At 69.7% G+C, this 13,167-nt stretch carries 8 protein-coding genes and 1 pseudogene; 2 read left to right on the forward strand and 7 right to left on the reverse strand.

Going from position 1 to position 13,167, the window contains the following annotated elements; genetic code table 11:
• Positions 1 to 321: pseudogene (locus A6A29_RS47870) on the forward strand (hypothetical protein); the annotation flags it as partial.
• Positions 322 to 1,260: 939 nt separating this feature from the next.
• Here the strand turns inward: A6A29_RS47870 and A6A29_RS24255 are convergent.
• Positions 1,261 to 3,471 carry an NACHT domain-containing protein gene (locus A6A29_RS24255; protein WP_158074461.1) on the reverse strand — a complete coding sequence of 737 codons (2,211 nt, stop codon included), beginning with the start codon at positions 3,469 to 3,471 and terminating at the stop codon, positions 1,261 to 1,263.
• 261 nt (positions 3,472 to 3,732) lie between these two features.
• Complete coding sequence (locus A6A29_RS24260; protein ID WP_073722777.1) at positions 3,733 to 4,545, reverse strand: DUF6801 domain-containing protein; 813 nt, start codon at positions 4,543 to 4,545, stop codon at positions 3,733 to 3,735.
• 364 nt (positions 4,546 to 4,909) lie between these two features.
• Between A6A29_RS24260 and A6A29_RS24265 the strand changes: the two genes are divergently transcribed.
• On the forward strand, positions 4,910 to 5,893 hold the full coding sequence (locus tag A6A29_RS24265) for a helix-turn-helix domain-containing protein (RefSeq protein ID WP_073722779.1): 984 nt from the start codon (positions 4,910 to 4,912) through the stop codon (positions 5,891 to 5,893).
• Between the two features lie 137 nt (positions 5,894 to 6,030).
• On the opposite strand, the gene A6A29_RS24270 is transcribed toward A6A29_RS24265, so the two are convergent.
• The 5 genes from A6A29_RS24270 to A6A29_RS24290 form a co-directional block, all read right to left on the reverse strand.
• A complete protein-coding gene (locus tag A6A29_RS24270; RefSeq protein WP_073722781.1) occupies positions 6,031 to 7,842 on the reverse strand; it encodes an acyl-CoA dehydrogenase family protein in 1,812 nt (603 codons plus the stop codon).
• 163 nt (positions 7,843 to 8,005) lie between these two features.
• Positions 8,006 to 9,898, reverse strand: coding sequence for a LamG-like jellyroll fold domain-containing protein (locus tag A6A29_RS24275; protein WP_073722783.1), 1,893 nt, complete (start codon positions 9,896 to 9,898; stop codon positions 8,006 to 8,008).
• 343 nt (positions 9,899 to 10,241) lie between these two features.
• Positions 10,242 to 10,796, reverse strand: coding sequence for a GNAT family N-acetyltransferase (locus tag A6A29_RS24280; RefSeq protein ID WP_073722785.1), 555 nt, complete (start codon positions 10,794 to 10,796; stop codon positions 10,242 to 10,244).
• A gap of 131 nt (positions 10,797 to 10,927) precedes the next feature.
• The gene (locus tag A6A29_RS24285) at positions 10,928 to 11,167 is read right to left on the reverse strand and encodes a LapA family protein (protein WP_073722787.1); all 240 of its coding nucleotides are present in this window, start codon (positions 11,165 to 11,167) and stop codon (positions 10,928 to 10,930) included.
• Positions 11,168 to 11,334: 167 nt separating this feature from the next.
• On the reverse strand, positions 11,335 to 13,125 hold the full coding sequence (locus tag A6A29_RS24290; RefSeq protein ID WP_073722789.1) for a CocE/NonD family hydrolase: 1,791 nt from the start codon (positions 13,123 to 13,125) through the stop codon (positions 11,335 to 11,337).
• Positions 13,126 to 13,167 lie beyond the last annotated feature (42 nt).

Below are 13,167 nucleotides of genomic sequence, written 5' to 3' on the forward strand. Positions count from 1 at the left end.
CCAACCCCTGGCCGCGAGTCAACCCCCTTCTGCCGCTTGACGAAACATAGGGGCTTCTACTCCCCGCACCTGACCACCAGGAAGTGCCGCCGGGTCGCCGACTGGGCCGAGGCCAACAACGTCGAGATCGCCTGCACCCCGACCAACTCCTCCTGGCTGAACCGCATCGAGGCCCAGTTCACCGCCCTGCGCTACTTCACCCTCGACGGCACCGACCACTCCACCCACAAAGCCCAGGGCAGCATGATCCGCCGCTACATCATCTGGCGAAACCACCACGCCAACGACAACCGCCTACGCGCCCTGGTCGAACAGATGAACCGTCCAAGGCAGCGCCGATGCGCAGTCGGGTCTGGAACCACATCGTTCCGCTCATGGGGGACCTTCCGCTTCGAGACGTCGACGCCTCGGCCCTACGCACCTTCGAGGCGGAATTACTGTCCCAGGTCGAGGACTCCACCGCCGAGGTGACCTGGGTTCACTTGGTCACGATCTTCAACGCCGCAGTTCACGACAAGTGCCTGCTGAAGACCCCTTGCACGGCTCATCGCACGGTCAAGCCTCCTAAACGGACACAGAGGAAGGCCAAGGCGTGGCGACGCTCAACCGTGAGCGCCGTCCGGGCCCAACTGCCCGATCGGGAGGGGTTCGCAATGGACTACGGGCTGGGACTCGGCCTCCGCCAGGGTGAGGCGTTCGGCCTCGCTGAGACCGATTTCGACTTCGCCGTTGAGACTGTGCACATACGGCGTCAACTGCGTTGGGATGTCAAGGGACAACCCCATTTCTGCCTGCCGAAGGGCGGGAAGGAGCGTGACATCCCTCAGTCCCCTGCGCTGGCACATCGCTCACGGGAGCACTTCGCTCGCTTCCCGCCCGCGGAGTGCACGCTCCCGTGGCGCAACCCCGAGCCACCCGCGACCGCGCTCGAAGCCCGCCAACGGAAGCCGGTAACCGTCCGGCTCGTCGTCCTCACCTCACAGGGAAATCGAATCCACTTCAAGGCTTGGAACGATCGTGTCTGGAAGCCTGCTCTGGTGGCCGCTGGGGTCATCGAAGTCGTTGGCGAGAAGGTCCGATGCCAGGGCGGACGCGAACGTAGAACTCCCGTCTTCGAGTCCTCTCGCGAGGACATGTTCCACGTGCTCCGCCACATAGGTGAACTACAAGGAACGGCGGGCGCCGGGCGCGGCATGACACCGGGGCGACGGCCGCTCCGCCTCGCTCCGCGCTGCCTTCACGCCCCCTTCGGGAAGACGCTCAGTGTCGTGTTGCCTGTGCGGAGGTGGCGCGGTTCGGCGGGTCGTGGGGCATGTGGCCGCGGATGAGGAAGTCCTGGAGCTCGCGGTGGCGGAACTGGTAGGCAATCCCGGCGGTACGCGTCAGACCCGCGTCGCAGCACCAGTCGAGGAAACGGCCGAGGCGCCAGGGCAGCGGTTGGCCGGACCACCAGCGGCGGGTGCAGAGCAGGAAAGCCATGTAGCGGACACCCGCAGCGCCGAGGGCCGGGCCGGCGCCGGTCCTGAAAAGGGGTCCGAACACCCGCCAGGGCCTGAACAGCGAGTCGAGCGCGCCCCGGTACCCGCATCTGAACAGACGGTTGTAGAGGAGTGCGAGCGCCCGCCCGCCGCCGAGACCGAACAGAAGCATGTAGATGATCACTGCCCCGAGCGCGATGACGGGGCCCCCGGCGAACCAGTAGTACGGCACGAACCCGAGGCCGACCACGAGGCCGGTCGCGAACCCGCTCGCGAGGTCGTCCCGCACCAGGCGGCGCGGCGACGCGTTTCCATGTGATCTGCCGAATTCGGGTGCGTCCGAGAGCACACCCGCCAGCCCGACTCCGACCATCGCTCCACCGGCGAGCCCCACCACCAGGCCGTACACGAGCCCGGCCACCGGCCCGATGACATTCCCCATGTCGACCACGACGATGAGCCCTCCCCAGAAGAGCCCTCCCACAAGCCCGTTCACGAGCTGGCGTCCTGCCGCCGGGCCTCCGCCGTTCACTCGTTCCAGCCGGGACGGTACGGGCCACGGTGGGATTCCGATGAGAAGACTGCCCACCACCATGAGCGTCACGTTCGCCGCGTACACGTGCCAGGAGTCGAGCAGGGCGGCAGGCAGGTCGATGGTGGCCCACACCGCGACGGTCAGCACGACCTGGACGGTGCGGGCGCGGCGGTGGCCGGTGAGCGGCCACAGTTCATGGAGTACGAGGTCGGTGCCTGACAGCTGCCGTCCGGCCACTTCGCGGCGGCTGATGGTGTTGGTGTGCAGGTAGCGGGCGAGGACCGTCAGCCAGGTGCGTATCTGCAACTGGGTGTAGGGCGCTGTGGTGCCACCTGTCGAGGAAGCGGCGAGGATGAACAGATTCAGCAGGTGGTCCCGGATCTGTTCGGGGGTTCGCGGGGTGAGCGCGAGGAGATCCACGGGATCGCGGACCCAGCCACCGCCGGGGTGACGTTCGTCGTGGACGGCGAGGGCTACGGTCAGGCGCCAGGGTGTGGACAGGCTCTGGGCCAAGGGACTTTCCGGGGCGGCGCGGAGTGCGTCCAGGACGGGTTCCCAGCGGGCCGGTCTGCGGGCGCGGGCGGCGACGAACGCCTCGGTCGCGGCCGGGTCGACGGGGGCGATGTCGATCCGGGAGGCGTCCTCCGCCCACAGTTCCGCACCTTCGAGAGCGGCGTAGGCGCTGCTGCGGCAGGTGAGCACGAGCCGGCCCTTGGTGGTGCCGTGGAGGTAGCTGTTCATGGCCTCCAGAGCGGCTGCGGCACGGGAGTCGTCCCCGGGAGCCTCTCCGGCGTCCATTTCGTCGAGCCCGTCGAGCACGGGGAGGATCAGTCGGGCGGTGACAAGGGCGGCTGCCGCGGCGGGGCGTAGCTGGTAGGTGCGGGTGAGCTGGTCGGCGAGCCAGTCGGCGAGCTGGTACCGCCTGGGGTCGAAGGTGGACAAGGACAGGCGTACGGGAACGGGTGCGCCCGGCGCCCGGTCGGCGAGGAGGCGCAGCATGAGGTGGAGAGCGAGTACGGTCTTGCCGGCTCCGGGTGCGCCGGTGATGACGAGGCGGCCGAGCCGGAGATCGCGGTAGTGGGTGGCAATGTCTTCCAACGTGCCCCGGGGTGCTGCCGCGCCCGTGGCGTGGTGGACCGGGGAGGGGAGGAAGGTGAACTCGACGTTGATGGTGCGGTCGCTGCCGCCGAGGAGTCTTCGGCGGGCTTCCTCCTCACGTTTCCTGATGTGGTCGGCGAGGCGGTCGGCGAGTCCGGCGGTGTCGGTGTCCTGCGAGGTCTGGGAGAGCGTCGCCTGGTACAGGCCCGCTATCGCCAGCATCAGGCTGACCAGCCCCAACGCCAGCCCGCCCGGGTCCACATCCCCGGTTCCCGCCCGGATGGCGATGGTGACCGCCACTCCCACGGTCACCACGGCGAGCGCCACCCATCCCCACAGTGTGTGACGTGTCGTCCTCATGCGCCTGTCCTCACCCTTGGCTTCGTCGTTCAGGAAGCCGCACACCGCAACGGTGTTCACCGGGTCCGTTGTCACCGGTGCCCCGGCCCTCCCGGGGCACCTGGCCCGAAGCACCTCTCATTGACTCGGCGTCGGATCGCCCGGCTCGACGGATCACACAGGGTGAGCTTCCCGGCGGGCCACCGCAGCACCCTTCCGGCGCCTGAATCGGACCCCGGGGTTTCTCGCGTCCTCGTCCGCGGATGTCAGGGTTCGCCCTGGTCACCTGGCGCGTGAACGGAAGCGGAAAGCGGCGGCCACGGCAAGGGCCCCTAGGACAACGGTTCCCGCGACCAGCGGGATCAGACTCATGACGCCCTGGCTGCCAGTCGTGGCCAGGCCGCCGGAGGGGCCGGCCGAGCCTTCCGCGGTCGCACCCGCCCTCGCACCTTCGCTCGGGTTCGGTGACCCAGTGGTGCCCGAGGTGGCCGCTACCGGCACCTTGGACGGGGTCGGGCCGGTCGTCGTTCTCGTCCCGGTGATGTCGAGCGATGCCACGACGTTGTTCTGCCCGCTGTCCAGCTTGCACGGCACGTCGAGTCGGACCGTCATGCCGCCACTCGCGGTGACGTGCGCGATGAGGTCACCGACGGTGATCTTCGCCCTGCCCGACCGGCTGAAGGTGAGCTTCGGCGCGACGCCGGTCGCCTCGACCGAGAACGGTCCGGAGTCCGGGACGTCGGTTCTGGCCACGTGGAAGGGCACCTTGAGGTTGGTGTCGCCCCCCGGCGCCGTCACGCGGACCTTCGCGTCCACCGTGCCCTTGATGACCTTGATACCGGCGCTGCGCAGCCCCTTCGCGTCAGCCGCGTTCACCGGCACCGCCGCATGGATGACGAACTTCGAGGTGGGCTTGCCGACCACAGCCGACGTCGGGACATCCGAGTCGATCTCCACCGTGCCTGCCCGGTCGGGGAGCATCTGGACCGAGCACACGTACCGCAGTTCGAGCGATACCGGGTCCGCGGCCGCAGGTCCGGCTCCGAACACTCCCACGCTCGCGCCCGCGACCCCTGCGGCCAGCGTCAGCCCCACGGCTCTACGGGTCAATGGACCGCTCGGGACGGCACGGGATGTCCGGTGCCGCCCACGCAGGTTCTGGATCATCCTGTCACTCGCCATCTTGATCCTCAGTCAGGTACATGGGCCTCTGGATAAGACCCACGGGTTCCTCCCCCAGGTGGGACGGTTGCGGAGCCGGCCCACCTCAGTCGGGCGGGGACCCGCCCTGCCCTGGCGCACAGCGAATCCTGTGACTGACCGTAGGGCTGGATCGCGTGCCGGGAATTGCGCCTGCGCGTAAGAAAGTTGTCACGGTGCGCAACGCTTGATGCGGTGAGCGTGAGAACCGACCGGGGATGGGCACACTATGAGAAGGCTGCGGTGAAGGGTGTCCTCGATGTCCTCGGAAACCTACGTCGTGCATTCATCGACGACCCGGGACGTGACCTTGCGCGAGCGCACCGACTTCTGGAGCGAGCACGTGACGTCATATCAAAGCCGGATGGGCTACGGCTACCCGCGCACCGACGACTTTCACGCGGGGACGATCCGCCAGTGCACGGACACCCATCAGCTCGTCATGTTCTGGTCGGACACGATCACGTACACCCGGACCGCGGGCCAGGCACGGCACGCCCCGGACGAGGACTACCGCTTGCTGCTACCGGTCACCGGGGAGATGGTGATGCGGCAGGGCGACCAGGAGTTGCGGCTGGCGCCGGGGGCCGGGTGCCTGGTCACATTCGCCACACCGTTCGAGCTCCGGCAGGACGTCTCCGCGCGGGCGCTCATCATGTCGATCGCCGCTCAGGAGGTGAACGGACGATTGAACCGGTCGTCGCCGCTCACCGCGGGCATCGACCTGACCTCCGGCCTGGGCCGGGTGGTGGGCGACATGCTGACCGCACTGCACGAGGAGCGCGACACCCTCACCACGGGCCAGTTCGACGCGGTGTCGGACCGGCTGGTCGAGCTGCTGTGCATGCTCGCCGCAGGAGACGACCGCCCCACTGCCCCGGGCCATCTGACCGATGTGGAGACGATGGTCCGCCGGTACATCCGCGAGCATGCGGCCGACCCCGGGATGACCGGCATCACCGTGGCACAGGCGCTGGGCTGGTCGCTGCGCCAGGTGCAGCTGGCCCTGCGGCATGCCGGGACGACCCCCCGCGAGCTGATCCGCGAGGAACGGCTGCGGTTGGTACGGGACCGGCTGACGGCACCCGCGTACCGGCATATGACGATCACCGAGCTGGCGTATGCGTCGGGATTCTCCTCCTCGAGCGCGCTCAGCACGGCATTCCGACAGCGCTTCGGGGTGTGCCCCCGGGAGATGCGGCACGCGGGCCCCCAGTCCGTCGGCGATACGCGCCCGAGTTGATCGACAGCCGCCGGCCGGCCGAGCGGGGAGTCGACGACTCTCAGCTCTGTCGGGGCCCACCGGTCCGCGCACCGGATCGGCCGGCGAGCGTCCCTCCCGGCAGAGCTGAAAGTCACTGAACAACTCGGGAACGGCTCTCAGGAGACCCCGCATCCCGTGGTGTCCGGCTGGTTGATGGGGTAGCGGAGGAGCACGTCGTCGGCGACGAAGAGCCCCTGGCCGAGGGTCATCGCCTTCGGTTCGAGATCGGCGACCGACGCCTCGGCGAGGTCGGGGAGCGACCTGACCTGGTCGGGCGTCAGGCGCCCCTCGGCGAGCAGGTCTCCGCTGTGGCCGCTGATCTGACGGAGGGCGAACAGACGGTGCAGAGACCGCAGAATCTCTTGAGCCTCGGAGTCGGGAGTTTCCTCGGCGGCGGCCAGCAGGGCTTCGGCGGCCTGTCGGTGGGCATGGGCGTCGACCAGCTTGAGGGCGGGAGTGACGGCCACGTTCCAGCGGTTGAGCGGATTGCCGGGCTCGGCGCCGCGCAGGCGTGTTCGCGCCCGTTGTTGCCAGATGCGCTCAATGTCCGCCAGGAGCTCCTGGAGGAAGGCCGGATCAGTGAGTTCGCGCTCCCCCGGCGGTGTGGAGCCGGCCTCTTCCGGAGTGAAGTGGCCGAGGAGCATCTCACCGGCCGCCTTGACCCAGATGACCAGGTTGTCGCCCTCCGCGGTGATGGTGCCCTCATTGGCCGCCAGCTGACCGGCGATTCCGTTGGCCAGGAGCAGTCCCTGCGCACCGCAGCGCTCGCGGCACTCGGTCATGACAGCGCGTGCCTGCCACGTGATCCAGCCCTTGGCTATGGCGATGAACCGTTCACCGTCTTCGCGTTGGTCCTCCGTTCCCTCTGCCCACCGCCGCAGGGCCGTGCGGTGCAGCAGGGTCGCGGCGTAGGTCGTGGCAACGGCGTCGAGGAGCGGGGTGTGGTGGCTGCGATGGGCGAACAGGGGGACGGTCCTGCGCGGGGTCACGCTCGCCGTGTGCCTGTTGTGAGCATGACGCAGGGCCACGGCCAGGGCCTGGCGGGCGGTTCCCAGGCTGTAGGCGCTCATGCAGAGTTTTCCGGTGGTGACGCGGCCTATGGAGCGCAGGAATCGCATGCGGGGGCTGCCGATGGAGCTCGTGAACACGCCCTCCGGCGTCAGCCGCCCGTGATCGCCCTGGAGGAGTGCGTCGTGGGGCAGGCGGACGTGGGTGAACGAGGTCACGCAGTGGTCCACGGGGCTGCTGGCGGTCTGCGGCAGCCTGTGTATCTCCACTCCCGGCAGCGGGCTCCCGGTGTCGTCGCTGAGCGGCGTGAGGAAGAGGAAGACTCCCCGGTCCGTGCCGTCCGTGATCAGCCGGGCCGCGACGACCGCGGTCTTGGGCCCTCCCGTCGAGCTGGTGTTCGGCATGAATTTGCGCGCACCGGGTGTGGGCGTATGCAGGACGAACGCGCCGGCCGCCGCGTCGTACACGGCTGTCGTCTCCAGCTGCGAGGCGCTGTTGCCGTGTCCGGCCTCGGTGCACAGGAACGTCCCCGTGCGAGCCATCGCGATGTATGCGCGCAGGTCGCGCTCCTGCCCGGGTCCGAGATCAAGGAGGCTGCCGAGGAACAGGTTGTAGTGGATACTCGCCACGGTCGCCATTGCGGGGTCGGCGGGTCCGGCCCACTCGTGGAACGCGCTGAGACGCTCCACGTCGGTCACGAGCTCCTCGGGACTGTCCATCGCATCGTTGACCGCGCGTAACCGTTCATAGGAGAGAGTGGCGCGCTCCTGCGGTGTCAGCCCCTCCCGGTAGCTGAACCGCTCGGCGCGGAACAGATCGCGCCAAGGCTCGTGCACCTTCTCCAGCCGGTCGCCGAAAAGGGCCCGAACAAGCGCTTCACCTGCGGAAGTGCTCCGGTCATATGAGTTCTGAGTATTCACGCTTCGGCACGCTAGCCCATACGGTCAGTAACGACAGCGTGATGATCAACACGATTAAAACCCGAAAAGCCCGTGGTGGCGGCCCCGGCCGCCCGTCGACGGGGCGGGAAGGTGCCGGGGCGAGGACACCCGCCCGCACCCCGGCCTTCCGGCCCCGGACGACTCACGCGATCATGAAGTCCCTCGCACGAAGGGCACGTTCGACGATCCTGACGTCCCCGATCCAGCCGTGCATCAACTGGTCGAGTTTCCCGCCGTACTCGTAGCCGCCGAGCAGCCATGGCAGTCCGGCCGTGGCCAGCCCGATGGTGCGGGTGGCGGGATTGCGTGCGACGACGCAGCCGTCGACGTACATCGTCGTGTGCTTGCCGTCGTTGACGAGGGCCACGTGATACCACCGGTCACGTGTCAGCTCGTGGCTCCAGTGGGTGACGGACCCTGGCTGGTTGAGCGGCGCGGCCGCCCACTGGAGTCCGGGACCGTCCGACAGGGACAGGGTGGCCACGGGCTCCTCCGGGTCGCCGGCGGTCTTGCCCGCCGCGCGGAGTGTGCCCTGCCGGCCGAGGACACCGCCCCAGGCGTGGTGCCCGGCGTCCCAGTCGGCGGGCACGCGGAGAAATGCCTCGACGGTGTAACCGGACCTGAATGTCCGGGTGTTGATCGGCGCGTTGTTCACGGTACGCAGGTACGCGCCCCGCAGCGGTGGCTTCCCGCCGTCGAAGTAGAGGCTGCCGTGGCCCGGCTGGTCCGGGTGGTGCGCGGTCGACCAGCGCAGTGCGTCGGGCCCGCTGCCGGGGACGTCCTGGCGCACCAGGTCGTTGCGGTGGCCCGAGAGGTCGGGGACGCGCAGGGCGGCGTCGGCGGCCGAGCCGTCCCGGCGCCCGCCGTCGAAGCGCCAGTACGCGACCGTGCCGCGCACCAGCATGCGCGCGGCCGGGCGGGGGCCGCGTACGGGGACGGGAGCAAAGCCCGCAAACCGCTGCGTGAAGTCGACGGGGACGGAGAACCGGTCCTGGGGGCCGGTCAGCTCGATCTCGCCGCGCTCCAGATCGTTGAGCTTTTCGCCCGCTCGGCCCAGGACCCACGGGGAGATCGTCTCCACGTCGATGGTGTTCCTGGCCAGGTCGAAGCGGTAGAGGCGGATCATCGCACTGCCGCCGTAGTAGCGGTTCTGGTAGTTGGTGATGTGCAGGTGCACATCATTGCCCGCCGCGTTCTTGCGGGTGGTCCGTCCGGCGGGCCAGTAGTGCCCGTTGAGGGTGAGGAAGATCTGGTCGTGGTCGGCTATCAGCTCGTCCCACAGATGTCTGCCGTGGTCGGAGAACTCCGCCTCGTCGCCGTCCGCGTCGGCGTACACGAGCTCGTGCGTGGTGAGGATGACCGGCGTGTGCGGGTGCCGGGCGATGATGTCGCGCGCCCAGGCCAGCCCGGCCGCCGACGGCCGCCAGTCGAGCGCCAGCACCAGCCACTCGCGGCCGGCGGCGCGGAACAGGTGGTACGTGTTGTAGCCGTCCGGGGTCGCCCCGCCGAACGTCGGCAGGCGCCGCATGCGCTGCGGGCCGAAGGTGTCCAGATACGGGGTGCGGCCACGCTGGTCGTCGGTGGACGACGTGATGTCGTGGTTGCCCGCGACGACGCTGTAGCCGACCCGCCGCCGGTCGAGCAGCTCGAACGCCTCGCCGATCGCCCCGAATTCGCTCGCCTGACCGCTTTCGGTCAGGTCGCCCAGATGGGACAGGAAGACGATGTTCTCGTCGCGCCCGTTGTCGAGCACATAGCGCAGCGATGCCTCGACCGGCGCCTTGTGGATGCTGGCCCCGTCGAAGAGGTACTGGGTGTCCGGCATGACCACGACGGTGAACCGCGGGTGTTCGGGGTCCGGATGACGGCCCGCGCCCGCCGCGGTGGCCTGCTGCGGAAGAGCGGCGGCGGGACCGGCGGCCAGCAGACCGGTGGCGGCGGTCGCGGCACCGGTGAGCGCGGTGGCACGCAGGAAGGAACGGCGGCCGGCGGCGGGCAGCAGCGGACCGTCGGGCCGGTGGGTCGGGCTACACATGGATCTCTCCGTGGCGGATCGAGCGTCGGGGGGCGACTGAAAGCTAGCCACAGAAAGCGGGGAGGAACCGGGCCGTAACGGCGACAGATGGGCGAAGAGTGCATGAAGAGGAGACGCGTGTGCGGGTCGCCCCACCCGGATGGCGGCGGACCCGCGCCTCTTATCTGGCCGGCAGGGCTGACCTGGGTGAACGACGCCCGGGTTGCCCGAGCGGCGGTCCGACCCGCCGCCGTACGGCAGTTGGCCGAGGACAGCGACGGGCCGGAGGCGGATCGGAGGCGGATCGGAGGCGGATCGGTGGCGGGTCGGTGCGTCGTGTCCGCGGGGGAAGAGGGTCGGCCCCTCACCGGGCCGTGATCGCCCACCGTTCGTGGTCGCGCCAGGCGCCGTCGACGAAGAGGAAGTCCGGGGAGAGGCCCTCCAGCCGGAACCCGGCCTGCCGGACCAGCGCGATCGAGGGCGCGTTGGCGGGCTGGATGTTGGCCTCCAGGCGGTGCAGGCCGAGCGGTCCGAAGGCGTGGGCGACGACGAGGCCCAGCGCCTCGGTCATCAGCCCGCGCCCCGCCGCGTGCGCGAAGGCCCCGTAGCCCAGGGCGCCGCAGCAGAATCCGCCGAGGACGATGTTGTTGATGTTGATGAATCCGGCGATGCCACCGCCCGCGGCGCGTTCACAGACGAGGAAACCCTCCCGGGACGGGTCCGTGCGGAGGTGACCGGCGTAATCAGCGTAGGCGTCGGGGTCCTCCGGCGGGAAGAGCCACGGATGGTGGAGGGCGCGGCTCTCCCTCGCGCGGGCGGTGAACTCCTCGGCGTCCGCGCGGGTGAAGGGCCGCAGCGCCGTCCTGGGGCCTTCGGCCAGGTACGCGGCGGGCGGGAGGGGCTCGGTCGGCTCGGGCATCCGCTCAGCGTACGACGCGGCACCCTGCCGGTCCGCGTGCGCACGACGCGGCGAACAGCCGATCCGCGTGCGTACGCCGGGGCGCGTGCGATGACCGGTCGCCGCCCGGCGCGTTCCGGCGTCGCACGCCGCTACTTCGTGCGCCGGCGGAACACATAGCCGCCGCAGAGCAGCCCGGCCGCGAACACGCCCAGCAGGGCGAGCCAGAGCGGCATCGAGACCTCGGGGACGATCAGCCGGATGGTGACGTCGCCGGTGTTCACGCAGATGAAGACGAGCGCGAGCACGGCCACGACGGCAACGGCGATGCGTGCCGGGGTGAACAGCCCCGTGCTGCCCTTGCCGCCGCTCGATACGTCCTTGGGGCTCATGGTCAGGCCCTTTCGCTGGCTCCTCGTGTCCGGCCCGGCGCCGTACCGCGTACGACAGCCGCCCCCGGGTCCAAGGATGTCTCCATCCCCGGACCGGGGGGCGGTGCAGTACGGCCGTTCGGGTGATACGACGGGGCGGGAGGCGGCGGGGGCAGCGGGGGCGGCGGTCAGCCTGCGGGGACCACCGGGAGTTCCAGCACTCCTGTGTCCTGCGGGGCGCTCACGACGGTGACCGGCTTGATGCCCCGGTTGCCGAAGTACGCCGAGTCGCTGGCCGCGATCACGAATTCGAGCCGGTGCCCCGCCTCGTACCGGTGGACGATGCCAGGAAGCTCCACGGTGAAGGGCACGGTGACGTCGGGCACGCGGACGGGCGAGACCAGCCGGTTCACCAGCTTCTTACTGCCGTCGGGGGCCACGTCGTACACCTTGGCGAACAGGACGAGCTTGTCGGCGGCGTCCCCGCTGTTCTGGACGCGTTCCGTCTTCGGCGAGACGACCTTCAGGGTGGCCTTCGGAGCGCCGACGACATCGACGGGCGAGGTCAGCGGGGCGCTGGTCCAGCCGAGGTAGGTGCCCTTGGTGTCGTACGGCTTCGGGTCGGGCAGGCCGATGACACCGGCGAGGGAGCTCTCGGAGTGGCTGGTCGGCACGAGCCAGTTGGTGTACTGGCGGCTGCCGCGGATCACCTTGGAGCGGTTGTCGACCAGCTTGCCGTCGCCGGAGAGATACATCTTCTGCGACAGGGACGGCACGGCGGCCGCGGTGCCGTATCCGCTCCGCCAGTCACGGTAGTACGCGAGCGCGGGGCCGGTGTCGGTGTCCGTCTTCTTCTGGAGGTAGCGGTCGAACCAGGCGAGGACGCGCTGTCCGACGTAGCTCGTCTCCAGATTGCCCTGTCCCAGGTCGAGTTCGCCGTCCGTCTGGCCGCCGCTGTGGCCCCATGCCTGCCAGATCATCTTCGCCGTGGTGCCCTGGGCCTTGAGGGTCTTGTACGTGGCGGTGGCCTCGTCCAGGTTGAACAGGCTGTCGGCCTGGCCCTGGACGAGCAAGGTGGGGGCCTTGACCTGTCCGAGGTAGGAGACGGGTGAGACGCTGCGCGCGTACGCGAGCATCGCGGCGGCCTTGTCCGCGGGGTAGCGGCCGGAGTTGAGCAGCCGGATGGTCTCGCAGGCGCGGGCGGCGAAGTGCAGGCAGTCCAGGCTGCCGAACCGGGACGGGTCGAGGCTCGGGTTCAGGACGGTCTGCCCCTCCCCGATCAGGTAGAACCCGTTGGTCCACTGCCACTTGAAGACGCCCGGGGTGTCGGAGGAGACCCCGGCGCGCGCCCCGGTGTTGTTGGGCGCGAGGGCGTATCCGAGGTCGTTCCAGGTGATCAGCGGGACGAGGGCGTCCACCCGGCGGTCGACGGCGGCGGTGGCCATCTGTACGGCGCCGCCGTACGAGCCGCCGATCATGCCGACGCGCGGGTCGCCCTTGCCGTCCTTGGTGACGAAGTCCGCCTCGGTGCCGTCGTCGGCGGCACGGGTCCCGGCGAGGAAGTCGACGAGTCCGCTCGCCGCCGCACCGTCGACGGCGGGGTCATCGAGCGTGATGAGACAGCCGGACTCGCCGAAGCCGAGGCCCGAGTAGACGAGGCCCACATAGCCGCGGGCGGCGAAGGCCTTGCCGATGGTGTCCGTCGAGCCGTCGGACTTGCTGCCGCCGAAGCCGTTGGTGGCGAGGACCGCGGGGGCCGGGTGGGCGGCGTCGACCCCGGCGGGGCGGTAGAGGTCGGCATCGACGGTGCAGGAGCGACCACCGGCCTGAACGGTGAACTTCAGTGGGGTGACGGTGTATGGGGCGGCATCGGCCTGCGCCGGCCCGGCGAACGCGAGGGGGGCGGCGAGGGCCGCCCCCGCGACGGCGATGAGTGGCTTGCGGAACCGGGAGACAGCACCTGACACGTAGACCTCCACACCGAGGACACCTTACCGACCGGTAAGTATTGGGCCGGGCCC

Origin of the sequence: Streptomyces sp. TSRI0281 (genome assembly GCF_001905125.1) — a bacterium.
GTDB lineage: Bacteria > Actinomycetota > Actinomycetes > Streptomycetales > Streptomycetaceae > Streptomyces.